The sequence below is a fragment of the Rhizobium sp. BR 315 genome, assembly GCF_050577975.1.
Classification (GTDB): Bacteria; Pseudomonadota; Alphaproteobacteria; order Rhizobiales; family Rhizobiaceae; genus Rhizobium; species Rhizobium miluonense.
Genome location: NZ_JARWKZ010000037.1, coordinates 37,667 through 59,973, shown reverse-complemented (window position 1 = coordinate 59,973; position 22,307 = coordinate 37,667). Strand labels below are relative to the sequence as shown.

At 60.7% G+C, this 22,307-nt stretch carries 24 protein-coding genes; 6 read left to right on the top strand and 18 right to left on the bottom strand.

Annotated elements, in window-relative coordinates:
- The 8 genes from QD409_RS26110 to QD409_RS26075 form a co-directional block, all read right to left on the bottom strand.
- Window positions 1-1,880, bottom strand: a 1,880-nt coding sequence (locus QD409_RS26110; RefSeq protein WP_430764042.1) for a DUF2207 domain-containing protein, incomplete at its 3' end; no start/stop codon positions are given.
- Window positions 1,881-1,967: 87 nt separating this feature from the next.
- Window positions 1,968-3,224 carry a 3-phosphoshikimate 1-carboxyvinyltransferase gene (locus QD409_RS26105; protein ID WP_208858641.1) on the bottom strand — a complete coding sequence of 419 codons (1,257 nt, stop codon included), beginning with the start codon at window positions 3,222-3,224 and terminating at the stop codon, window positions 1,968-1,970.
- An 87-nt stretch (window positions 3,225-3,311) separates the two neighbouring features.
- Window positions 3,312-3,863 carry a LemA family protein gene (locus QD409_RS26100; protein WP_092846990.1) on the bottom strand — a complete coding sequence of 184 codons (552 nt, stop codon included), beginning with the start codon at window positions 3,861-3,863 and terminating at the stop codon, window positions 3,312-3,314.
- 195 nt (window positions 3,864-4,058) lie between these two features.
- A complete protein-coding gene (locus QD409_RS26095) occupies window positions 4,059-5,018 on the bottom strand; it encodes a glycine--tRNA ligase subunit alpha (RefSeq protein WP_092846988.1) in 960 nt (319 codons plus the stop codon).
- Window positions 5,019-5,143: 125 nt separating this feature from the next.
- On the bottom strand, window positions 5,144-5,335 hold the full coding sequence (locus tag QD409_RS26090) for a hypothetical protein (RefSeq protein WP_092846986.1): 192 nt from the start codon (window positions 5,333-5,335) through the stop codon (window positions 5,144-5,146).
- A gap of 16 nt (window positions 5,336-5,351) precedes the next feature.
- Complete coding sequence (locus QD409_RS26085; RefSeq protein ID WP_092846984.1) at window positions 5,352-6,212, bottom strand: S49 family peptidase; 861 nt, start codon at window positions 6,210-6,212, stop codon at window positions 5,352-5,354.
- A 107-nt stretch (window positions 6,213-6,319) separates the two neighbouring features.
- Window positions 6,320-7,096 (bottom strand): tRNA1(Val) (adenine(37)-N6)-methyltransferase, encoded by a 777-nt coding sequence (locus tag QD409_RS26080; RefSeq protein ID WP_092846982.1) that lies wholly within the window; start codon window positions 7,094-7,096, stop codon window positions 6,320-6,322.
- 8 nt (window positions 7,097-7,104) lie between these two features.
- Window positions 7,105-7,335: a DUF2007 domain-containing protein gene (locus tag QD409_RS26075; RefSeq protein WP_092846980.1), complete on the bottom strand. Its 231-nt coding sequence runs from the start codon at window positions 7,333-7,335 to the stop codon at window positions 7,105-7,107.
- Between the two features lie 108 nt (window positions 7,336-7,443).
- On the opposite strand from QD409_RS26075, the gene QD409_RS26070 reads away from it, so the two are divergent.
- From QD409_RS26070 to moaB, 4 genes are all read left to right on the top strand, one after another.
- Window positions 7,444-8,460 (top strand): polyprenyl synthetase family protein, encoded by a 1,017-nt coding sequence (locus QD409_RS26070; protein ID WP_092846978.1) that lies wholly within the window; start codon window positions 7,444-7,446, stop codon window positions 8,458-8,460.
- A gap of 122 nt (window positions 8,461-8,582) precedes the next feature.
- Window positions 8,583-10,436 (top strand): tetratricopeptide repeat protein, encoded by a 1,854-nt coding sequence (locus QD409_RS26065; protein ID WP_092847150.1) that lies wholly within the window; start codon window positions 8,583-8,585, stop codon window positions 10,434-10,436.
- 8 nt (window positions 10,437-10,444) lie between these two features.
- Window positions 10,445-11,359 (top strand): 4-(cytidine 5'-diphospho)-2-C-methyl-D-erythritol kinase, encoded by a 915-nt coding sequence (locus QD409_RS26060; protein ID WP_092846976.1) that lies wholly within the window; start codon window positions 10,445-10,447, stop codon window positions 11,357-11,359.
- On the top strand, window positions 11,359-11,913 hold the full coding sequence (gene moaB / locus QD409_RS26055; protein ID WP_092846974.1) for a molybdenum cofactor biosynthesis protein B: 555 nt from the start codon (window positions 11,359-11,361) through the stop codon (window positions 11,911-11,913). The genes QD409_RS26060 and moaB overlap by 1 nt, the downstream gene beginning before the upstream one ends.
- Window positions 11,914-11,944: 31 nt before the next feature.
- Here the strand turns inward: moaB and QD409_RS26050 are convergent, their stop codons facing one another.
- Together QD409_RS26050 and QD409_RS26045 are read right to left on the bottom strand one after the other, a co-directional pair.
- Entirely contained in the window at window positions 11,945-12,259 is a 315-nt protein-coding gene (locus QD409_RS26050; RefSeq protein WP_092846972.1) for a hypothetical protein, read from the bottom strand.
- Between the two features lie 178 nt (window positions 12,260-12,437).
- Window positions 12,438-12,956: a glycosyl transferase gene (locus tag QD409_RS26045; protein ID WP_092846970.1), complete on the bottom strand. Its 519-nt coding sequence runs from the start codon at window positions 12,954-12,956 to the stop codon at window positions 12,438-12,440.
- Between the two features lie 239 nt (window positions 12,957-13,195).
- Between QD409_RS26045 and QD409_RS26040 the strand changes: the two genes are divergently transcribed.
- Together QD409_RS26040 and QD409_RS26035 are read left to right on the top strand one after the other, a co-directional pair.
- A complete protein-coding gene (locus tag QD409_RS26040; RefSeq protein ID WP_092846968.1) occupies window positions 13,196-14,353 on the top strand; it encodes a PA0069 family radical SAM protein in 1,158 nt (385 codons plus the stop codon).
- Between the two features lie 209 nt (window positions 14,354-14,562).
- Window positions 14,563-15,222 carry a ribonuclease HII gene (locus QD409_RS26035; RefSeq protein WP_092847145.1) on the top strand — a complete coding sequence of 220 codons (660 nt, stop codon included), beginning with the start codon at window positions 14,563-14,565 and terminating at the stop codon, window positions 15,220-15,222.
- 9 nt (window positions 15,223-15,231) lie between these two features.
- Here the strand turns inward: QD409_RS26035 and QD409_RS26030 are convergent, their stop codons facing one another.
- From QD409_RS26030 to QD409_RS25995, 8 genes are all read right to left on the bottom strand, one after another.
- Window positions 15,232-15,996 carry a phosphotransferase enzyme family protein gene (locus QD409_RS26030; protein ID WP_430764039.1) on the bottom strand — a complete coding sequence of 255 codons (765 nt, stop codon included), beginning with the start codon at window positions 15,994-15,996 and terminating at the stop codon, window positions 15,232-15,234.
- A gap of 126 nt (window positions 15,997-16,122) precedes the next feature.
- On the bottom strand, window positions 16,123-16,614 hold the full coding sequence (locus QD409_RS26025) for a F0F1 ATP synthase subunit B (protein WP_092846964.1): 492 nt from the start codon (window positions 16,612-16,614) through the stop codon (window positions 16,123-16,125).
- Between the two features lie 3 nt (window positions 16,615-16,617).
- Window positions 16,618-17,211: a F0F1 ATP synthase subunit B gene (locus QD409_RS26020; protein ID WP_092846962.1), complete on the bottom strand. Its 594-nt coding sequence runs from the start codon at window positions 17,209-17,211 to the stop codon at window positions 16,618-16,620.
- 78 nt (window positions 17,212-17,289) lie between these two features.
- Window positions 17,290-17,517 carry a F0F1 ATP synthase subunit C gene (locus QD409_RS26015; protein WP_004109844.1) on the bottom strand — a complete coding sequence of 76 codons (228 nt, stop codon included), beginning with the start codon at window positions 17,515-17,517 and terminating at the stop codon, window positions 17,290-17,292.
- A 66-nt stretch (window positions 17,518-17,583) separates the two neighbouring features.
- Complete coding sequence (locus QD409_RS26010) at window positions 17,584-18,336, bottom strand: F0F1 ATP synthase subunit A (protein WP_092847143.1); 753 nt, start codon at window positions 18,334-18,336, stop codon at window positions 17,584-17,586.
- 78 nt (window positions 18,337-18,414) lie between these two features.
- Window positions 18,415-18,759, bottom strand: coding sequence for an AtpZ/AtpI family protein (locus QD409_RS26005; protein WP_092846960.1), 345 nt, complete (start codon window positions 18,757-18,759; stop codon window positions 18,415-18,417).
- Between the two features lie 308 nt (window positions 18,760-19,067).
- A complete protein-coding gene (locus tag QD409_RS26000; protein ID WP_430764038.1) occupies window positions 19,068-20,246 on the bottom strand; it encodes a cell wall hydrolase in 1,179 nt (392 codons plus the stop codon).
- Window positions 20,247-20,414: 168 nt separating this feature from the next.
- Window positions 20,415-22,280, bottom strand: coding sequence for a potassium transporter Kup (locus tag QD409_RS25995; RefSeq protein WP_092846956.1), 1,866 nt, complete (start codon window positions 22,278-22,280; stop codon window positions 20,415-20,417).
- Window positions 22,281-22,307 lie beyond the last annotated feature (27 nt).

The window sequence follows — 22,307 nt, the reverse complement described above, 5'->3', positions numbered from 1 at the left end:
CCACCTGAGAAGGCCGAGGAGGAACTCGAGACGGGCGCGGGAATCGTCGAGGCGATGGTGGAGGCCATTGAGGAAGAGAAATCACCGATCGTTCCGCCGATGCTGCCCGGGCGGAAATCGCCCGAATACCAGATCGGCGCATAGGCAGCGGCCGCAGTCGCACCGGCAGCCGTCGCGAGCCATGTCTCGAAGGCGCTCGACCAGGGCTTTTCGACGCCGAGCGCGACCGCATAGGGCAGCAGCTTTTCGAAATGCTGCGGCGACATCTGCGGAGCGCCCTGCATGTTCATACGGTCGCGTTCGGCGAGCGTCAGATATTGCCTGAGGCCGGCGATGCCATCCATCATCTTGCGCCCGAGCGGCGTCGGCGCACCCATCAGGAAATAGAAGACGACGTTGAGCGCGAAAATGCCGACGATGCCGGCCACCAGCGGCAACAAGCCCGCTTCCCATAGCGGCATGACGGCCGCGGCAAAGCCGCTAACGGCAATCGAGACAAAAACGAAGCCGAAGAAGGCAAAGACCAGCACGGAAAAAATGCGCTGTGCGAGGCTGGCGCTGTGCCTGCGGAACCTGCGGCCAATCGAACTCGCGAAAATCGTGACGAATATCGACAGAAATCCAGGTACGAAGATGAGCGGCAACGCATTCTCGTGCAGGCGGCCGAATATGACGATGGAGGCCAGGATGAGAACCGATAGCGCGATGCCGGCGATGACATAAATTGAATTGGCCTTGTAATATTCGCCGCGATGATCGCGCTCGATGGCGCTGCGGAACTTCGAGCCGAGTTGCTGCACCGCCTCGCCGTTTTCCCTGTCGATGACAAGCGGCGAGAATGGACCAACGGCCTGCATCAGCACCTTGTCACCGCCGCCCAGATCGCTACCCGCCTTGCCCGTGGGGCGGATGACCACCTTTCCCTTCAGGTCATCGAGAATGACATAGCCGCGCACGGCAAGATCGATTGCCGTTGCCGAAAACGCCGTCCAGCTCGAGCTGGCGAAGCCTTTATTGTCGATATAGTTGACCAGCGCCGGGGAAATGCCTTCGGGCGGATCCCAGCGCGGAACCATGACGCCGGGCGAAGGATCACGGCCGACCGCAATCCAGCTTCGCAGGTAATAGACGAACAATACGATCAACCCGCCGATGGCAATGCTCGTGTCGAGATGATCCCGGAGAAACCAGCTCCATTGCTGGCTGCCGCTCGGCGGCGCGATCGCTCCCTTGGCAAGCTTGATGGCGATCGTCAGGCCTTCGGCACGATCAAGCGGGCGGGTTGTGACGAAGGTGGCCGTATTACGCTGAGTGCTGGCGTTAGCATTCTTACCTTGCGCGCCGAGTGGGCCGGTAAAAAAGGCAAGTTGTTGCGGCTGCACGCCATCGGGCAATGTGACCAAAGCCTTGGCATTCATGATCGGGAACAGCCAGCCATTGCCTGTCACGTTCCAGTAAAGCTCGTCATGATCGTCGAAATAGCGCATCTGACGATTGGTGTCATAGGTAATGCGGAACGTATGCGGGCCTGGGTTCAGGACACGATCGGCGTTGCCGATATAGATGCGCTCGCCGCCGCTGATGCGCTCGGTGCGCCAATCCTCCGGCTGGCCGTCGCGTTCGACGGAGACGACCTTGAAATCCACCAGGATCTGACGGCCGTTGGCATCGGTCATTGTCAGCGGGAAATCGCGGAAGATGCCGCGACGGATATCACGTCCTTCGGCATTCACGGAGATCGTCTCGACCACCCGCATGGAACCGTCGCGGTGCAGGGCGATCGCCTGATCGAAATTGGTGATGATCTCGGCCGCAGTTACCGCCGTTGCGCAAAGCAGCAGGCACAAGGCCAGGAAGAACCCGCAAAGCCGTGTCATCACTCCCCCAAGAGATACGCGGCGCCGTTGCGGGCGCCGCTTCACGTCAAGATGCTTCCGCGCCCCGCCCCTCTTTGGGATGGCAGAACGTCAGTCTTCGTAGGCGACGCCGAGCGACGCCAGCACATCCCAATAGGCCGGGAAGGTCTTGGCAACGCAATCGGGATCGAGAATGGTGATGCCGCCGATCTTCAGGCCGGCAAGGGCAAAGCTCATGGCGATGCGATGGTCGGCGAAGCTATCGATCTCGGCCGGCAGGATCTTGCCGGCCAAGCTCGGATCGGAAGCGACGATCAGATCATCGCCCTCTTCCGTGCCGAGGTTCGGAACAATGCGCGACAGGCCGCTCGACAGTGCGCGGATACGATCGCATTCCTTGACGCGCAGGTTCTCGATGCCGACGAAGCGTACCGGCGTTTCGTTGAAAGCGGCAAGGACGGCAAGCGTCGGGATGGCATCCTGCATCTGCGAGCCGTCGATGACGGCCGGAAGATGCGGGAACTTCGAAATCAGATCATAAGCTTTCGCATCCGGCTGCGAGAACTGTTCGGCCGGGGTGCCAAGATCGATCTTGCCGCCGCTCAGCACTTCAGCAGCCCAGAGATAGGTCGCGGCAGAGGCATCCGGCTCGATCAGGAAATCAGCGGCATGATAGCCGGTGGGCTCGACGCGCCAGGCGACTGGGCTCACGCGCTCGACCTTGGCGCCGAAAGCACGCATTGCCGCAACCGTCAGATCGATGTAACCCAGGGCGCCGATATGCTCGCCGAGCAGCTCGACATCGACAGCGCGGTCGCCGCCGGCAGCCATCATCAGCAGCGCCGAAACATACTGGCTGGAGAGGCCGCCATCGATCTGCACGCGGCTTGCCTCGAAACGGCCGGTGCCGTTAACGGTCACAGGCGGGCAGCCGGTTTCAGCCGAAGCATCGATGCCGAGCGAGCGCAGCGCGTCAACGAGCGGGCCGATCGGCCGCTTGCGCATGTGCTCATCGCCATCGACGATGACTTTGCCGTCTACCAGTGCTGCAGCCGCCGTCAGGAAGCGTGTCGCCGTTCCGGCATTGCCGAGAAAGAGAGGAGCCGCAGGCGCCTTCAGCTTGCCGCTGCCGGTCACGATGAAGGTCGTGTCGTCGGGTTCGTCGATGACAACGCCCATGGCGCGCAGCGCTTCGGCCATATAGCGGGTATCGTCGCTCTTCAGCGCGCCGGTCAGGCGGCTCGTGCCCTTGGCGAGGCCTGCCAGCAGGAGCGCGCGGTTGGTGATCGACTTCGATCCCGGCGGCATGGCGCGCCCGGTCAAAGGCTTGCCCGGCGGGATAATCGTGAGTTTGGCTCTACCCATCATCATTCTCTTTGGTCAGTCAGGAAAACGGCCGATGGCCGGCGGTCGGCATCCTTTACCGCCTTGCATGAAAAACCGATAGCGGAAATCTCAGAACTTTACCGCGGGAACGGCGCGATCCGCTTCGTTGGTGATCTCGAAATAGGCTTTCTTGACGAAGCCGAAGGGGCCGGCGATGAGATTGTTGGGGAAGGTCTCGACCTTGACGTTCAGATCGCGTGCGGCACCGTTGTAGTAACGGCGCGACATCTGGATCTCGTTTTCGGTCGTCTCCAGCGATTGCTGCAGCTCGACGAAGCCCGTGTTGGCCTTCAGGTCCGGATAGGCTTCGGACACGACCATCAGACGACCGAGCGCCTGGCTGAGAATGCCCTCGGCGGCGGCGCGACCGGCAACGTCGCCAGCGGGCACAGCCTGGGCGGCAGCCCGCGCCTGTGTGACCTCGACCAGCGTCTTGTTCTCATGGCCGGCATAGCCTTTGACGGTCTCTACCAGATTGGGAATGAGATCGGCGCGACGCTTCAGCTGCACGTCGATACCGGACCACGCTTCTTCCGCGACCTGGCGTGCGCGAACGAGCCCGTTATAGATGAAGACGACATAGAGCGCGGCCAGCACTATAATCGCTAGAAGAATAAACATCTCGAATCCCCATGGCGACTGCAACCATGGGGACACTAGGCAGATTTGCCGGCAATGTCACCCGGCTTTAGCGACAACAGAAGCAAGATCAGGCCAGCTTAGCCCAATCCCGGGGAAAGCCGTGCCGGAATTGCCAGACATCATCATGGCTTTAGGGAGCGCGAACACGCCGCCCTCTTCGGCCGCATTTCAGACTCAGGCGGCCTGCTGGTTCCAGTTGATGCCGCCGGCATCCGTCAGCAAGAAGGCCTCGCCGCAGGCCTTGGCCAGCGTGCGCACGCGCAGGATGTAGCTCTGGCGTTCCGTCACCGAAATGACGCCGCGGGCGTCGAGCAGGTTGAAGACGTGGCTCGCCTTGATGCACTGGTCGTAGGCCGGGAAGACGCACTTGTGCAGGCGCCGGTTATCGCTGTCGCCGGGGGCGCCGGCTGCCAGCAAGGCCAGGCATTCCTTCTCGGCATCGATGAAATGGCGATGCAGCATCTCGGTATTGGCATATTCGAAATTATGCCTGGAATATTCCTGCTCGGCCTGCAGGAAGACATCGCCGTAGGTGATCTTGTCTTCGCCTTCGAGGCCGTTGAAGTTCAGATCGTAGACGCTGTCGACACCCTGAACGTAAGTCGCCAGACGCTCCAGACCATAGGTCAGCTCGCCGGCGACCGGCGCGCATTCGATGCCGCAGACCTGCTGGAAATAGGTGAACTGCGAGACTTCCATGCCGTCGCACCAGCATTCCCAGCCGAGGCCCCATGCGCCGAGCGTCGGGCTTTCCCAGTCGTCCTCGACGAAGCGGATATCGTGCAGAAGCGGATCGAGACCGATCGCCTTCAGCGAACCAAGATAAAGCTCCTGCAGGTTCGGCGGATTGGGCTTCAGGATGACCTGATACTGATAATAGTGCTGCAGGCGGTTCGGGTTCTCGCCATAGCGGCCATCGGATGGGCGGCGGGACGGCTGGACATAGGCGGCTCGCCAAGGCTTCGGACCCAGCGCACGCAGCGTGGTCGCGGGATGGAACGTGCCGGCGCCGACTTCCATGTCGTAGGGCTGCAGAACCGCGCAACCCTTGTCGGCCCAGTAATTGTGCAGCGTCAGAATCAGCGCCTGAAAGGAGCGCTTCGGGTTCATATGGTCGGGCACGTTGGCAGTCATGAGAGCTGATTTCTTCTGCTAGCGAGTTGTTTGGCGGACAGGTGCCACGGCGGGACGAAAGGGTCAAGACTTCGGCGCGCAAACTGTCGCCTAGCCGTTGTCCGCCCCGCGGCGGCTGCAAATGCTCACTCGTCGTCGCGCTTCACATGATACTCGCCGGTCTTCGGATCCTTAACCAGCGTTCCCATGGCACCGGTGCGGCGTTCCGTTTCGGCGCGGCGGGATTTTTCGGCGAGCTTTTGGGCATCGCGCACGAAGCGCCGATACAAGAACCAGATGCCGCCGACGGCGATGATGAAGAAGATGATCTGGGGCATTACCCAGCGCTCCCGATTACAATCCGTACCTTCCCCACAATGCCTTTTCCTCTGCCGCTTCCGCAAGCCCGGACGCAAGACCGGCGCCGAGACCGTCCATGCCGCCAAGCGAAATGCCCGGAGCCTTGCGGCCGAAAAGGCTGCGAGGGGTGGTGACCAGCGTAAGCTTGACCTTGTCGCCGAAACGCTTCCTCAATTCCTGACGCATATCGCCGAGGCCATCGATTAGGCCGAGCTCCAGCCCGCGTCCGCCCGTCCAGAACAGACCGGAGAACACGGTTTCGTCCGATGTCAGCTTTCCCGCCCGACGTTCGCGCACCATGTCGATGAAGACCTTGTGGATCTCGAGCTGCAGGCTCTTCAGATATTCAATGTCCTTCTCTTTCTCCGGCTTGAACGGATCGAGAATCACCTTGTTCTCGCCAGCGGTATAGACGCGGCGCTCGACGCCAATCTTCTTCAACAGTTCCGGAAAACCGAAGCCGCCGGAGACGACGCCGATCGAACCGACAATGGAGGTGGCGTCGGCAATGATCTCATCGCCTGCCAGTGCAATCATATAGCCGCCGGATGCAGCGACATCCTCGACGAAGACCAGAACCTTCTTCTTTTTCTCGGCGGCAAGATCGCGAATGCGATTGTAGATCATCCGGGACTGCACCGGAGAGCCCCCCGGCGAGTTGACGACGATGGCAACGGCTGGCGCGGCCTTTATCTCGAAGGCCTTTTCAAGCGCCTGGGATACGCCCGCCAGATTCAGCGATTGTCGCAGCGGGCCGCCGCCGGACGAGATGACGCCGCTCAGACGAACGACGGGTACGATCACTCGTTCCTTGCGGAAGCGCTTCGGAAGCATACGTCTCAAGAACCCAACCATTCGTCATCCCTGAATCATGATATTTGCTGCTCCGTGATGTATGCATGGAAACGGCAAACGCAACATTGCGGATCGCATTTCACGTCTGGATTTATGTGGGCAGGACGCTATCGGCGCGGATATGGGGCGCGGCCATTGTTCATGTCATCGACGAAATCGGTGAATTTATGCGTTCCTTCGCCGTGCATCGTCAACGGCGCGCGCAGCACCAATCTCGCCCTCGACCCCTTGATCGCCGTCACCAGAATGCGCACCGCATTTTCGCCTTCGCGCGGATGGATCGATGTAATCTCGATACCGCCGAAGCGTCGGCCGCAGGCGGCGATGATCTCGCCGATCGATTCCGGTCGTGCAATCAGCGAAAGCTGGCCGCCGGGGATCATGATGGCGCCCGCCGTGCGTATCCAGCGCTCGAACAGCCCCTCGGTCATGGCATGCGCCTCGGCCTTCAGCGCATCGGGCGTCAGCCGGTCGCTGGCGTCGTTGAAAGGCGGGTTCATGATGACGTGATGGAAGCTGTCGTCGACCAGGCCCGCCTCGTTGCGATCCTTGCCGGTCAGCGTCACGTCGGCCTCGATAACTGAGACACGCTCGGCGAAACGGGCATTTTCCGACAGCAAAAGACTTTTGCGGGCGAACTCAGCCATATCGGGCGAACGTTCGAAAAGTACGACCTCCGCACGAGCGAGCCTGGACGCTACTGCCATTCCAGCCGCCCCTGCTCCCGCGCCGAGATCGGCGACCCTGATCGTGCGCTCGTCCGCCACGAGCGCTGCGAGCAGCATGGCATCCATGCCCGAACGATGCCCCCTGCCCTTCGGCTGGACGACATGGAAGGCGCCGCGATGGAAGGCATCTATCGTTTCGGAGGGGCTGACGACCATGGCGGATCTCAAGTCTTCGCCGGGCGCAACTCGTCGCCGAGACCGGCATCGATGAGGATACGCCGCGCCTGATCAGCGCGCGCTTCTTCCACCAGAAAACGGCGCGGCAGCATGCCGAGCGAGCCCTCAAGGATGCTCATGGCCTGATCCGCAACGAAGCAGTGAATCCCAGCATCCTTCATCAGACTCTCCGCAAATGAGAGGATGACCGGGTCGTTGGTGCGGATCAGCTCGTGCATAAGCCTTAGAATTCCTGTCAAATTTATGCGACGAGACATTTCGCCTCTTGCCGCTTGTTTCGCCCCTTCTTATTGTGCTTTGCAGAAAATGAACAGGAGTCCGGATCGTTGGGCGTCGTGATACCGCTGGAAGAAAGCAAGAATAAACTGGCATCCATCAAGCCATTGGTGGATCTGACCAAGGCGGACATGGAACGCGTCAATCAGCTCATCCTGTCGAAGGCCGGCTCCGATGTGCAGATGATCCCCGAGGTTGCGGAGCATCTCATCTCCTCCGGCGGCAAGCGCCTGCGGCCGATGCTGACTATCGCTTCCGCCGCACTTTACGGCTATCAGGGCGACAATCATATCAAACTCGCGACATCTGTCGAATTCCTGCACACGGCTACGCTGCTACATGACGATGTGGTCGATGAAAGCGATCTGCGTCGCGGCAGGTCCACCGCCCGCATGATCTGGGGCAACCAGGCAAGCGTTCTGGTCGGCGACTTCCTGCTCGGCCAGGCCTTCCGCATGATGGTGGAAGTCGGCTCGCTCGAAGCGCTCGACGTATTGTCGTCGGCCGCCTGCGTCATCGCCGAGGGCGAGGTGCTTCAGCTCTCGGTTTCCAAGAACATGGAAACGACTGAGGACGATTATCTCTCGGTCATTCGCGCCAAGACCGCAGCGCTTTTTGCCGCCGCGGCCGAGGTCGGCCCGATCGTCGCCAATGCCGGCAAAGCCGAGCGCAATGCGCTGAAATCCTACGGCACCAATCTCGGCCTCGCCTTCCAGCTCGTCGACGATGCGCTCGATTACGGCGGCAAGGCTGCCGATCTTGGCAAGAATGTCGGCGACGATTTCCGCGAAGGCAAGATCACGCTTCCGGTGATCCTCGCCTATCGCCGCGGCACCGAGAAGGAGCGCGCCTTCTGGCGCGACGCCATCGAATCCGGCAACAACAGCGACGAGAATCTCGAAAAGGCCCTCGGGCTGATCACGAAATACGGCGCGCTGGCCGACACGATAGCCCGTGCCGTCCACTACGGCACCATCGCCCGCGACGCCTTGGCACCATTGCCGGAAACGCCCTGGAAATCGGCACTTCTGGAAGTGATCGATTTCTGCATCGAACGCGTTAATTGATAGCGGCGCCCGAATTTGTTGCAGGGCCGCTTCAAAAAAGCCATCCTGTTGTGAATCAGTTGACACGAATGCGTTATGCCGCCGGCGACTTCGCTGGCCGTCCCTCGATGAAAGGCTTTCTAATGCGGCAAAGACTTGCCATCCGTTTCCTCTCGGGCGTAGCCTTGGCGGCGGTCCTTTCGGTGTCCGCCCTGAGTGTCGCGCGGGCTGAGGACAAGCCGGCAAAGCCGGAGGTCAGCGCCCCGGTTGCCTTCGATCCGGATAGTGTCGATACTTTCGCAGGGGCTTTCCTGGCTGCCCGCACGGCCGATGTCGATCACGACTACGATACTGCCATCGCGCTCTACAAGAAGGCGCTGATGATCGACCCGGGCAATCCGGAAATTCGTCAGCGGCTGATGATCTCGCTGCTTTTGAACGGCAATCTCGAGGAGGGCGTCAAATACGCCAACGAGCTGAAAAGCGATCCCTCCGTCGAGCGCGTCACCACGATCGTGCGCGGCATGGACGCCATTCGCCGCCACGAATACCGGGCAGCGCAGGACATCCTGAAATATAACGGTCCGAACGATCTCGACCGGATGATGACCAACCTGCTTTCGGCCTGGGCCCGCGCCGGCGCCGGCCGCGGCAAGGAAGCGATCTCGATGGTCGACAAGATGAAGGGCCCTGACTGGTTCAACATCTTCAAGAACTATCATGCCGCCGCCATCGCCCTGACGATCGGCGATAATAAATCGGCGCGCTCGCACCTGAACGACGCGGTCCTCGATAAGACCGGCGGCGCCACCGCTCCGGACACCTTCATGCGCGCCGTCATGGCGCTCGCACGCCTTGAAGCCAAGGCCGGCGACAAGCAGAAGGCCCTCGACGCGATTTCGGTCGGCGACAATCTCGTCAGCAATTATGCGCCGCTCAATGCGCTCCGTGCGAGCATCAGCAAGGGCGATACGCCCGACCAGCAGGTGACCAACGCCAGCGAAGGGGCAGCCGCAGTGCTCTTTAGCATCGGCGCGGCGCTGAACCGCGACGGCGCCGAAGATGTCGTCTCGCTCTACCTGCAGATTGCCAATTCGCTGGACCCGAAGGCTGCCGATACGCTGGTTCTGCTCGGCGGGCTGGCCGAAAAGCAGGAACAGACCGATCGCGCCATCGCCTTCTACAAGAAAGTGCCGGACAATTCGCCGATGGCCCGCATCTCCGAGCTTCAGCTCGGCCTTGCGCTCGCCCAATCCGGCAAGGTCGACGATGCGCGCAAGCATCTGAAGGCGCTGATCGATTCCGATCCCAACGATGTCCGCAGCTATCTCGCCTATGGCAGCGTCCTTTCCGATGCCAAGGACTTCCAGGCCATGGCCGAGAACTACGACAAGGCCGTGCAGATCATCGGCCCCGCGCCGAGGCGCAGCGACTGGGCCGTGTTCTTCCAGCGCGGCATCGCCTACGAGCGGCTGAAGAAGTGGCCCGAGGCCGAGCCAAACTTCAAGAAGGCCCTCGAGCTGAACCCGGATCAGCCGCAGGTGCTGAACTATCTCGGCTATTCCTGGGTCGACATGAACATGAACCTCGACCAGGGTCTCGACATGATCCGCAAGGCCGTCGATCTGAAGCCGGATGACGGCTACATCGTCGATTCGCTCGGCTGGGCCTATTTCCGTCTCAACCGCTTCGACGACGCGGTGAACGAGCTGGAGCGAGCAGCGCAGCTCAAGGCCGGCGACCCCACGATCAACGACCACCTCGGCGATGCCTACTGGCGCGTCAACCGCAAGCTGGAAGCCGTTTACCAGTGGAACCGGGCCTTGGCCTCGAAGCCGGAAGAAGCCGAGATCCCGAAGATCAAGGAAAAGATCGAGAAGGGCCTGCCTGCGCTCGACACCGACCCGAAGACCGTCGACAAGAGCAAGCAGCCCGATCCGGTGCCGGCTCCCGCGCCTGATTCGAAAGCGCCGGCTCCGGTCGACAAGAAGTCCTAAAACTTCTCATGAACGCGATCTTGGCAACGGGCGAATTCGACCTCACGGAGGAGGCGCCCGCAAAGATCAATCTTGCGCTGCATGTCACCGGTCGCCGCGCCGACGGCTATCATTTGCTCGACATGCTGGTGAGCTTTACCCGTCACGGCGACCGCCTTGGCTTTCGCGCAGACGAGCATGATGAATTCAGTCTATCCGGACGCTTCGGCCCGCTTCTTTCCGCCGACGCCGAGGCTGGCGACAATCTCGTGCTCAAAGCGCGCGATCTTCTGCGACAGGCAGCTCACGCGTCCGGCTTCGATGCGCCCGCTGCCCATATCCATCTGGAAAAGAACCTGCCGATCGCCTCGGGCATCGGCGGCGGCTCGGCGGATGCGGCCGCGACGTTGCGCGGGCTGATGCGGCTCTGGCGCTTCGTCTTGCCGGAAGAGAAGATCAACGCCATCGCCTTGAAACTTGGCGCCGATGTGCCGATGTGCCTTGCCAGCCAGCCGTTGATAGCGCGCGGAATCGGCGAGGCGATCGAGTTGCTGCCGGCATTTCCCTCTTTTGCCATTGTTCTCGGCAATCCGCTCGTCGGCGTCTCCACGCCGGAGGTCTTCCGTCAGCTGGTCCGCAAGGACAATCCACCATTGCTGTTTCCATCGCAGATGCCGCAGGGATACGGCGAATGGATCGACACGATCCGAAACCTGCGCAACGACCTCGAACCACCGGCGCGCTCGATCTGCGGCGAGATTTCGGTGCTTTCCGGCCTGATCGAAAGCCAGTCTCCGATCGTGACGCGCATGTCGGGCTCCGGCGCGACATGCTTCGGCATCTTCGTTGACGTCGAACAGGCAAAGGAAGCGGCCGCTTCGCTTCACGGACTGAAGCCGGACTGGTATTTCCAGGTGACGGAGACGATTGCGGGAGACGTATGATGGCAGGTTCAGTCAGTGAAAGATCCTTCATTCCCGTCGGCATCGCCGTGCTGACCGTTTCCGATACGCGCACGCTGGCCGACGACAAATCCGGCGACACGCTGGTTGCGCGCATCGCGGACGCCGGCCACAGGCTTGCCGCCCGCGCCATCGTTTCCGACGACAAGGAGCGCATCCGCGCGCAGGTGGAAGCCTGGACGAAGGACGATGCCATCGACGTCGTAATCACCACCGGCGGGACGGGCTTTACCGGCCGCGATGTCACGCCCGAGGCGCTGGAGCCTCTGTTCGAAAAACGCATGGACGGCTTTTCCGAGGTTTTTCATCGCATCTCCTACGACAAGATCGGCACGGCGACGATCCAGTCGCGGGCAACCGGCGGCGTCGCCAACGCCACCTTCATCTTCGTGCTGCCGGGCTCCCCCGGCGCTTGCAAGGATGCCTGGGACGGCATCCTCAAGGCGCAGCTCGACTATCGCCACATGCCCTGCAATTTTGTTGAGATCATGCCGCGCCTTGACGAGCATCTGAGGCGCGGCGCCGGCCCCAAGTAGGCCTCGCTGGTTCGCAATGCTTACCAGGACGCTATGCCTTCTCCCCCGGCAAAACAGGAATTGATTCCCAGCCCTCGCCGCTGAGGATGATGCAGCTACGGCCGGAAGCGTCGCTGAGCATCAGCGTCCAGTTGCCACTATCGGCAGCATAGATTTCAACGATCGTGTTGGGATCGAGCTTACCGACGGCCGAAAGCCGTTCCGAGAGGTGGTCTCTGAGGAAGACAACGATATCGACACGCTTGGCGCAAGCGAGTATCGCCTGGGAAGCGGCTACGCCGGGGTAAAGGATTGCTGTTGCTACAAGGACCATTGCCGCGAGGCGTGTGAGCATCGTGCGTTTCATGACGCACCTCCTTTCGCCGGTATCCCGGCAGACAAGGAGTGTTTTGCTGACCTATTCCGCCGCATATCGGCATTTCATGGTCGGTTGCCTGACGCGACACGCGAAAGGTGCCGCCACAGAAGAATTATCGCAGCTATTTGTAACTTTTCAAATGAAATCTCGGATCGGGCAAGGCGCCTTACCGTGCCGCGCGCGCCACCCAGGAGGGAATGAGCTCGCTTGAAAGCCGCCGTCCCTTCTGTCCCTTGGCGAACTCCGCCAGCCGCATGCCGCTTCTGGCGACGGAGATAGCCTGATGTTTGGAAAGCAACAGGCCGAGTTCCAGCGGCGGAGTGCTGCGGCCGATTCTCTGCAGGAGGGGCCGGCGATAGCCTCGTGAAGCGGTGAATCGCGCCGGGACCTTGTTCAGAGAGACATATTCGGCGATCTCATCGATCCAGCCCGCCTGCGGCCGCGCGCCCGGCTCGACCAGCAGCAGCCATTCGCCACGCGCCGAACGCAATATGTCCTCGATATCCCATTGCGAATGGAAGCGACATCCCGCTGCATCCGCGACCTGCGACGTGCCGTCGCTGCTGCCGTGATCGAGCACGACCACATCGCTGACCAGCCCCTCGACCGCGCCTGCCACCAATGCCGCCAATGTCTGCGCCAGCTCGGGTTCGTGATCCTGGCATTCGATGATTACCGTCAACATTGCCCATTTATAGAGCGACGCACAATTTATTGCCAGCGTATAAGCCGTCACCCCGACTGTTTGAGCGAGGGCTTATGGACGGATATGAAGCGCCTCCACGGCCACCTTAAATCTCGGAGGATGTTGCGCCGCAGCCGCTTGGTTCGAGATTTTGTTCTTGCAATGTTCTCGTTTGTCGGATAGGAATTTAATCATCTTAGACGCGGCATGCAATGGCATGAATCGCCCTGGAGCTACCGATGAACGAGCAGTCCCTTGCAGGGCAGGCCGCATTTGCGCCTGCCAATACGGCAGACGTTGCCAACGCCTTGATCGCCGATGCCGGCCTCAGGGTCGAGGCCGAACGCCGACGCGGGCGCGGCGCCGGATTGAATCCGAGCGGCCGGTTCGAACCGCAGCAGCGCGAAGCCATCGACGACGGCTGGCAAAACTGGGAGGAGCTCCCGCCGTTCAAGACCGAGGTGCAGGTGGAAAAGCCGCGCACCGCAATCACGCGCAACGAATCGCCCGATATTCCTTTCGACCGATCCATCAACCCTTATCGCGGCTGCGAGCATGGCTGCATCTACTGCTTCGCGCGGCCGACGCATGCCTATATGGGCCTGTCTGCGGGGCTCGATTTCGAATCGAAGCTATTTGCCAAGCCGGATGCGGCGAAGCTGTTGGAACGCGAGTTGGCAAAGCCCGGCTACAAGCCGCGCGTCATCGCCATCGGCACCAATACGGACCCCTATCAGCCGATCGAGAAGGAATGGCGGATCATGCGCCAGATTCTCGAGGTGCTGAACAGGGCGAACCATCCGGTTGCCATCGTCACCAAATCGGCGCTGGTCATGCGCGATATCGACATCCTGAAGGAGATGGCTGCCAAGAACCTGGTGCGGGTGGGATTGTCGGTGACGACGCTCGACCGCAAGCTGGCGCGCGCCATGGAACCGCGTGCTGCGACGCCGCCGCGGCGGCTGGAGGCGATCCAGGCCCTGAACGAGGCGGGCATCCGAACCTCGATCATGGTGGCGCCGATCATTCCTGCTCTCAACGACCATGAGATCGAACGTATCCTCGATGCCGGCAAGGCCGCCGGCGCGCAGGAGGCAAGCTATGTGATCCTGCGGCTGCCGCTGGAGGTAAGCCCGCTGTTTCGCGACTGGCTGCTGCAGCACTATCCGGACCGCTATCGCCACGTCATGTCGCTGATCCGCTCGATGCGCGGCGGCAAGGATTACGATGCCGAATTCGGCAAACGCATGAAGGGTGCCGGACCCTATGCCTGGCAGATCAGCCGACGCTTCGAAATGGCGACGCGGCGGCTCGAGCTTGTGAGGCGCAACATTGCATTGCGCGACGACATGTTCGTGCCGCCCGACGGCAGCGGCGTCCAGCTGTCGCTGCTCTAAAGCGCATCGCGATTTTTCAGATTCGCTTCTTGCGCTTTAGGTCTTTGATTTCTCGCATGTCGTCATCGCAAAACCGCTGCACGCTTTTGCGCGACATGCTCTGACCTTCCTCGCGGGTTTTCCCTGTACCCGCCGGAAAAGCCCCCTGGTTCGCCGCTCTGATCCACCGGGGGCTTGCAGGAGATCGGGTGGTGTGCGAGCTTCGCCGCATGCCACGCCGCACATCACCCGATTCTCCCATGCTCTTTGACGAGGGGCCGATCGTTCCGACCTTCGAGCTGGAGCTGATCGCCCGACGCGCCGGCCATTGGCCGGTTGCCGGTGCCGACGAGGCTGGCCGCGGGCCGCTCGCGGGGCCTGTCGTGGCAGCGGCGGTTATCCTCGATCCCGACCGTATTCCGCAGGGATTAAACGATTCGAAGCAGCTGACCGCCGCCAAGCGAGAAGCGCTGTTTACCGAAATTCTCGCAACGGCGACGGTGTCCATCGCCTCCTCAAGCGCCACCAGCATCGATAGGACCGACATCCGCAAAGCAAGCCTCGATGCGATGCGCCGTGCGATTTGCAGCCTGGCGATGCCGGCAAGCTATGTGCTGACCGATGGCCTCGATGTGCCCGCTGGTCTCGCCTGCCCCGGAAAGGCCGTGGTCAAGGGTGACGCACGCTCCTTCTCGATCGCCGCCGCTTCGATCGTCGCCAAGGTGACGCGCGACCGGATGATGACGCGCGCGGGCATTGTGTTTCCCGATTATGGTTTCGCAGCGCATGCCGGCTATGGTACTGCCCGGCATCGCGCCGGCATCGCCCAGCATGGCCCCTGCTCCCTGCATCGCATGAGCTTTCGCCCTCTGAAGAAGGACAGCGCCTGAGGCAGCGCCTCATTCGCAGAGCCCCGCAATGATCTCCGGCGACCATTTCGACACATAGGCAATGTCGAGACGGTAAATGTTATCGTGCCCGTCCTGCAAGTCACGGCGATATCTCTCGACACCGCGGGCCGCCTCTTGCTCCATGAAGGTCAGCAGTGCTTCCAATCGCGCGATGATGGTGTCCGGCATGAGGCTGCGTTCGGCGACGGGCAAGCCATAGGCATCGAGAAGGATGCGGGCGCGCCGGATCTGATCATCCAGCCTGCTCAGACCCTCCACGCGGCTCTCCGAGGACAACGGCGCCCAGCGATAGACGGCATAGGCCAGATCCCAGCATCGCGGGCCAGGATGAGCCGTCTCGAAATCGATGATGCCGGTCACCTCGCCATCGTTCAAAACGACATTGTAGGGTGCGAAATCCCCGTGGCAGATGACCTCCGCCGGCGCGCGGGCCGGCAATTGCCATAGGCCATCGACCGCGAGGTCGCGCAGAGGCAGCCTGGAGCAATCGTGGTAACGCCGAAGGAGCGATGCTGCAGATCGCAGAGCCCGTTCGGAGCGCATTTCTTCATTGTCGTCGAGGTCGCCGGTCGTCCCGGGCAGATAGGCTACCCTCTCCCAGACCTCATCAAATCCCTGAGGCAGAGGCGCCGCAGCAAATCCATGCCGCCGCAGGGCGGCCAGCAAAGCGTGAATGCTCGCTGTCCATGGGCGAACCGGCCGCAGGACGCTGTCGCCCTCGCGAAATGGTCCCAGATCGTTCGATGCCTGCATCTACCGCCCCCAACCCCATGACGGGATCTACGCGTGCGAAGCCCCTTCGTCAAACGCCAAAAGGCAGCATGCGAAAACAAAAAACCCCGCCGAGGCGGGGCTTTCGAAGCATGATCTCTCACACGCTTAGTTCAGGCGGGTCTTCACTTCATTGACTGCGTCGTTGAAGAGACCGGATTGAACGCTTCCATCAGCCTTCTTCGCAAGCACGGTCTCAGCAGCTGCGATCGCCAGATCGACGGCTGCGGAACGAACCGCCTTCATCGCATCGGCTTCAGCCTGCTTGATCTTCTGCTCTGACAGAGCCGTGCGGTTGGCGACGAATTCCTCTGTCTTCTTGCGGGCTTCAGTCGTCAGCATCTCAGCTTCGCGCTCTGCGGCAGCAACGATATTCGCTGCCTCTGCCTCCGCTTCCTTGCGCTTGCGTTGGTATTCGGCCAACAGGTGCTGGGCCTCTTCGCGCAGGCGCTTGGCTTCCGCCAGTTCGTTGCGGATCTGGTCGGCGCGGTCGTCCAGCGACTTTGCCATCATGCCCGGAACCTTGAGATAGACGATCAGGCCAAGGAAGATGATGAGAGCAACAAAAGCGAAGAAAGTTTCGTCAAGACCGAATGTCATGGATCAACCCTCCTGCTTCGCGGATGCTGCAGCAACGGCCGATGCGACATCTGCCTTGCCAGCGACATTGCCAACGAGCTGCTCGACAACGGCCGAAGCCGTTTCTTCCGCAATCGCGCCGACATCGCCAAATGCCTTCGCCTTGATCTCGGCGATGCGAGCTTCAGCGGCCTTGAGCTTTTCGGAAAGGCTTGCTTCGATGGTCTTACGATCTTCCTCAGCCTTTACCTTGGCAGCATCGCGAGCGGTCGCGCCGATTGAATTTGCCTTGGCGCGTGCAGCGGCCAATTCGCTTTCGTAGGTCGCCACGGCTGCATCGGCCTCAGCCTTCAAATGAGAGGCTTCCTGGATATCCTGGGCGATACGGTCATGCCGGCTCTCCAGAATATTGCCAACGCGCGGAATGACGATCTTCTGCATGGCCACGTAGAAGATAACGAAGGTGATCACCAGCCAAAGCAGCTGTGACGGATACGTCGTATGGTCGAACGGCGGGAAAACGCCGGCGTGATGGCCTTCATTCGGCGCACCCGTTGCCGTGTGCACCGCACCGGCGGCCGGCGGTGCTTCGTCAGCATATGCCGGGGTCACAAACATGCTCACCTCCAGGTGGTCTGCAAATACAAAGAATCACGGCTCGCTACCCGCGAACCGTGATCTATGACGCCGCTGATATCAGACGGCGAAGAGCAGGAGGAGAGCGATGAGCAGCGAGAAGATGCCCAGAGCTTCCGTAACGGCGAAGCCGAATACCAGACGGCCGAACTGGCTGTCAGCGGCAGACGGATTGCGCAGTGCGCCGGACAGGTAGCTGCCGAAGATATTGCCGAGGCCAAGAGCCGTGCCGGCCATACCAAAGCAAGCCAAACCTGCGCCGATGAACTTTGCTGCTTCCGCGTCCATGTTGAACTCCTTTGAAATGGTTGTGCGGTGAATGACTGACGCCCTTAGACGCCAATGTCTTTATCCTTAGTGGCCACCCGGGTGAACTGCGTCGTTGAGGTACATGCAAGTCAGTACCGCGAAGACGTAGGCCTGGAGAAAGGCGACAAGGAACTCGAGACCGGTTAGGGCGACGGTCATGATGAGGGGAAGAATTGCGCCACCGATGCCGAGCGCGCCGAGGGCTCCAAGCGAGGCGACAAAGCCTGCGAACACCTTCAGCGTGATATGACCAGCCAGCATGTTGGCGAAAAGACGAACGGAGAGCGAAATCGGCCGGGACAGGAAGGAGATGATTTCAATCACCACCACCAGCGGCAGAAGAATGCCCGGAACACCATGCGGCACGAACAACTTGAGGAAGCCAAAGCCGTGCTTGATGAAGCCGTAGAGAATGACCGTCAGGATAACCAGCAGCGCCAGTGCGAAGGTGACGATGATCTGGCTGGTGACGGTATAGAAATAGGGAACCATGCCGAGCAGGTTTGCCGTCAGCACGAACATGAAGAGCGAGAAGACCAACGGGAAGAACTTCATTCCCTTCGTTCCCGCCCCTTCTTTCAGCATCGAGGCGATGAACTCATAGGCCATTTCCGCAACCGACTGCGAGCGGCTCGGGATAACGCTGCGCGGTGCGCAGGCATAATAGAGGAAGCCGGCCGAGATCACTGCAGAGGCGACCATGAACAGGGAGGCATTGGTGAACGAAAAATCAATTCCGCCGATATCGATCGGGATAATCTTGAAGATCAGGAACTGATGGGTAGGTCCGTTTGCCACCGCTTGTTCTCTTTCATTTTTCCGCTCGAGCGAGCGGATGCCTCTCACTTGGAAACAGCGCCGCAGCGTTGTTTCCGCTCATTTCTTGTCCGAGCGACGTTCCTCGAGCGCCGGTGTCGCCACCTTGCCTGCGGAACGCAGCACATTCAGTACACCGGCACAGAATCCGAGCAGCAGCAAGATAATCATGCCCCACGGCGCCGTACCGACAAAACGATCGAAGACGTAGCCCAGAACAGCACCTACGATGATAGCGGCTATGAATTCACTGGAAAGCTTCATCGCCTGAGCATAGCCTTTACGGCTTTCCTCGGCGCGAACCTCCCCGTCTTCATCCTCTCTCATCGCAGCGCGCTTGCTTGCCAATTCGGCATCCAGCTGCGCACGCCGCTGTTCCAGACTTTTGTCGCGGTCATCCGTCATGGTGATGTCCTCTCTTTCCGTCGCGCGCTATCCCAATCCCCGGTCAACGCGCAAACGAACAGCAGGTTTCGCCACCTTTCGGCCCGTTTTGAAGTCGCGCGCAACATAGTTTTAGCAAAAAGCATAGTCAAGGCGTAGACGGCATCTGTCCAGCCATAAATTAGCCCAATTAAATCATGACGTTAAATTGAAAGAACCATCAGAGGCGAAAACTGAGCCGAAGAATCCTCTTCAGCCCACGCGTTGCTGCGGCTTTTTTGTCAGCCACCGGGGCGTTCGAAAGGTCGAAATCTGCAAGCCCGGACGGTTCAGCTCCAGCCGCCGCCATAGGTCCTATAGAAGATGTGCATGCCTATGCGGCCGACCTTCACCATTTCGGCCGCCCAATTCGGCCTGACATAGACAGCATGATAATTTGTGGCTGAGCCGACTTCGGGCAACCAGATCTTGCCGGCGGTAACCGCCATGGCGACCTGGCGTGCGATACGCCAGTGCTCCGGCGAGTTGACCCGCTCCTTGACGTTGTCGCAGGCAAAGGAAAACTGGCAGGCATTGTGCCAATCCTCATTCTGATAGACGACACCGCAAATGGTCTTGGGATAGGCCGGGTTGCGGACGCGATTGAGAATAACCTGGGCAACGGCTGCCTGCCCCTTCACCGATTCCCCGCGCGCCTCGAAATAAATGCCTGTCGCGAGACATTGCTGCTCATCCGAGGAGAACACCGAGGGTGGCAGGACATTGGCGGCCCAGGAATGATCCTTCGGCCCGATCTGCGGCACGAAACGACCTTCACCGTCCTGATCCTTGGCAAGGATGGAATCAAAGGGAGAGGTCCGGGCGTAGTCCGGCGTCGGCGGCGCATAGGCGGCCGCAAGAATATCGGCATTCTGATTGGTAACGAGGTTAGCCAGGTAGGCCGGTACGCTGCCGTCCGGCTTCGGCGGCTGCTTCTTGTAGAAGGCAGTGGCAATCTGGATCTCCTTGCCGCCCAACTTCGGCTTCAGGAAAGCGGTACGCTCGCCGGTCTCGGATTCGGGACGAAGCAGCATGCTGTTACGCTGCAGTACGGAACCGGCGGAAAAATCCTTCGGCGGCAGCATCGGCGCGACGGCAACCACCCGGCCCTTCGTTGCCTGACGGTTGATGCGCTCCTCATCCGGCCTGGGATCGCTGCCCTTCCGTTCGGACTGGAAAGCGACGCGGCTTCCATCCGGCAACAGCAGGCCGCCATCGCCGATGGCTGCGGCCGCACTTGCATCACCGAAGGCGAGTTCCGCCTGGTGGGTGGAACCGGCCGGCGAATTGGTCATCACCATGCGCCAGTTGGCCCCTTGCCTGTCTATGCCCGCAAGCAGACCGGCAAGATCTCCATAGGCCGCGGGCGATGGAAAGATCAGCCATGCGCAAAGCCCGAAAACGGCTGGAGACGTCCAGTTTTGCGGCAGAAACCGCAATTTTCGACTGACATGACGCGAACGAGACAACACCGAACTCCAAACGGCACTCGAAACCAGGAGCCGGAATAATCTCCCATTAACCTTGATGGATGGTTAATTCGGGTGAAGACGTGTCACGAACGTGGCAGGCCTAAACAGAGGAAAGGCTCGGCGGATATCCGCCGAGCCTTCCAACAAACAACGATAGCACCCGCCTCAGATGATGACGTGCGAGCCCAGTTCCACCACGCGGTTGGCCGGCAGGCGGAAGTAGTCGGAGGGATCCGTCGCGGCATTGGCGAGTGCGATGTAGAGCCGGTCTTGCCAATGCGGCATGCCAGACTTCGCATCCGGCACCAGCTTGCGGCGGCCCAGATAGAAGGAGGTCGACATAATGTCGAACTTCAGGCCAGTCTTGCGAAGGGTCGCCAATGCCTGCGAGACGTTCTGCGATTCCATGAAGCCAAAGCGCAGTTCGACGCGTGAGAAGCGTTCGGAAACCTTCTCGACCGAATAGCGATCCTCCTGGACGACACGCGGCTTGTTGGTGGTGCGGATCGTCAGGATGACGTTCTTGTCGTGCAGAACGTGGTTGTGCTTCAGATTGTGCAGCAGCGCGGCGGGTGCCGATTCCGGATCGCTGGTCAGGAAGATCGCGGTGCCCGGCACATGCGCGGGAGAATGATCACTCTTGCGCTCGATCGAGCTGACGAAGGACGACAGCGGAATATCGGTGTGACGCGTCTTTTCCATCAGGATCCTGGTGCCGCGGCGCCAGGTCCACATGATGACGGTGAAGGCCGTTGCGATCGTCACCGGAACGTAGCCGCCGTCGTGGATCTTCAGCAGGTTGGCGCCGAGGAAGACGAATTCCAGCAATACCAGCGGCGTTAGCACGGCGGCCGCCATCGGCAGCGACCAGTTCCAGCGAACACGGACGAATTCGAAGGCCATGATCGAGGTGACAACCATCGCGCCGGTGACCGAAATACCATAGGCCGTCGCCAGGGCATCCGAGGTCTTGAAACTTAGCACCAGGAAGATGACGCCGAAGAACAGCACGGTGTTGACCGACGGCAGGAAGATCTGGCCGGTGTTGGTTTCGGAGGTAAACAGGATTTCCATGCGCGGCAGGAAGCCGAGATGGATGGCTTGGCGCGTGAGCGAGAAGGCACCCGTGATGACGGCCTGGCTGGCGATGATCGTCGCGAGCGTGGCGAGAATGACCACCGGCAGGATCGCCCAATGCGGATACATCAGGAAGAACGGATCGGACATGGCTTCGGGCTGGCGCAGCACCAGGGCGCCTTGGCCGAAATAGTTTAGGGTCAGCGACGGGAACACCAGCACGAACCACGCCCACTGGATCGGGCGGCGACCGAAATGGCCGAGGTCGGCATAGAGCGCTTCCGCACCCGTCACGGTCAGGAACACCGCACCAAGCACGACGACGCCCAGAAAACCTTCACGCAAGAGAAAGCTGACCGCATACCAGGGATTGAGCGCTGCCAGAATGCTGTAGTCATCGGAAATGTGCATGATGCCCGCAACGCCCATGACGATGAACCAGAGGGCGGTGATCGGGCCGAAGAAGCGGGCGACCGCGCCGGTGCCGTGCGACTGGATCGCGAAAAGCAGCGCCATGATCGCGACCGATATAGGCACGATATAGTCCGACAGTTGCGGTGTGACGAGTTTCAGACCTTCGACTGCCGAAAGAACCGAAAGCGCCGGCGTGATCATGGCGTCGCCAAGGAAAAGTGCCGCGCCCAGCAGGCCTAACAGCATCAGAATGGCAGTATGGCCATTCGCCGTCTTCATCAACAGGGCCAGCAGCGACAACGTGCCGCCTTCGCCGTCGTTGTCTGCGCGGAGCAGAAAAAGGACATACTTGATGGTGACGATGATCGTCAGCGTCCAGAACATCAGCGAGATGACGCTGATGACTTCGCCGCGGGTCAGCCCGTCGGCAGCCACCGGTTTCAGCGCTTCGCGAAAGGCATAGAGGGGGCTCGTACCGATATCGCCATACACCACACCGATCGAACCGAGGGCTAGGTAGGCAAGCTTACGAGCGTTCATTGTCCCGTCGGGAGAATGATTGGTTTC

Bases quoted from the DNA above. Each gene is read 5' to 3' on its own strand.
- QD409_RS26105 (WP_208858641.1), bottom strand. From the start codon at position 3,224: ATGATGGGTAGAGCCAAACTCACGATTATCCCGCCGGGCAAGCCTTTG.
- QD409_RS26100 (WP_092846990.1), bottom strand. From the start codon at position 3,863: ATGTTTATTCTTCTAGCGATTATAGTGCTGGCCGCGCTCTATGTCGTC.
- QD409_RS26095 (WP_092846988.1), bottom strand. From the start codon at position 5,018: ATGACTGCCAACGTGCCCGACCATATGAACCCGAAGCGCTCCTTTCAG.
- QD409_RS26090 (WP_092846986.1), bottom strand. From the start codon at position 5,335: ATGCCCCAGATCATCTTCTTCATCATCGCCGTCGGCGGCATCTGGTTC.
- QD409_RS26085 (WP_092846984.1), bottom strand. From the start codon at position 6,212: ATGGTTGGGTTCTTGAGACGTATGCTTCCGAAGCGCTTCCGCAAGGAA.
- QD409_RS26080 (WP_092846982.1), bottom strand. From the start codon at position 7,096: ATGGTCGTCAGCCCCTCCGAAACGATAGATGCCTTCCATCGCGGCGCC.
- QD409_RS26075 (WP_092846980.1), bottom strand. From the start codon at position 7,335: ATGCACGAGCTGATCCGCACCAACGACCCGGTCATCCTCTCATTTGCG.
- QD409_RS26065 (WP_092847150.1), top strand. From the start codon at position 8,583: ATGCGGCAAAGACTTGCCATCCGTTTCCTCTCGGGCGTAGCCTTGGCG.
- QD409_RS26060 (WP_092846976.1), top strand. From the start codon at position 10,445: ATGAACGCGATCTTGGCAACGGGCGAATTCGACCTCACGGAGGAGGCG.
- moaB (WP_092846974.1), top strand. From the start codon at position 11,359: ATGGCAGGTTCAGTCAGTGAAAGATCCTTCATTCCCGTCGGCATCGCC.
- QD409_RS26050 (WP_092846972.1), bottom strand. From the start codon at position 12,259: ATGAAACGCACGATGCTCACACGCCTCGCGGCAATGGTCCTTGTAGCA.
- QD409_RS26045 (WP_092846970.1), bottom strand. From the start codon at position 12,956: ATGTTGACGGTAATCATCGAATGCCAGGATCACGAACCCGAGCTGGCG.
- QD409_RS26040 (WP_092846968.1), top strand. From the start codon at position 13,196: ATGAACGAGCAGTCCCTTGCAGGGCAGGCCGCATTTGCGCCTGCCAAT.
- QD409_RS26035 (WP_092847145.1), top strand. From the start codon at position 14,563: ATGCCACGCCGCACATCACCCGATTCTCCCATGCTCTTTGACGAGGGG.
- QD409_RS26030 (WP_430764039.1), bottom strand. From the start codon at position 15,996: ATGCAGGCATCGAACGATCTGGGACCATTTCGCGAGGGCGACAGCGTC.
- QD409_RS26025 (WP_092846964.1), bottom strand. From the start codon at position 16,614: ATGACATTCGGTCTTGACGAAACTTTCTTCGCTTTTGTTGCTCTCATC.
- QD409_RS26020 (WP_092846962.1), bottom strand. From the start codon at position 17,211: ATGTTTGTGACCCCGGCATATGCTGACGAAGCACCGCCGGCCGCCGGT.
- QD409_RS26015 (WP_004109844.1), bottom strand. From the start codon at position 17,517: ATGGACGCGGAAGCAGCAAAGTTCATCGGCGCAGGTTTGGCTTGCTTT.
- QD409_RS26005 (WP_092846960.1), bottom strand. From the start codon at position 18,759: ATGACGGATGACCGCGACAAAAGTCTGGAACAGCGGCGTGCGCAGCTG.
- QD409_RS25995 (WP_092846956.1), bottom strand. From the start codon at position 22,280: ATGAACGCTCGTAAGCTTGCCTACCTAGCCCTCGGTTCGATCGGTGTG.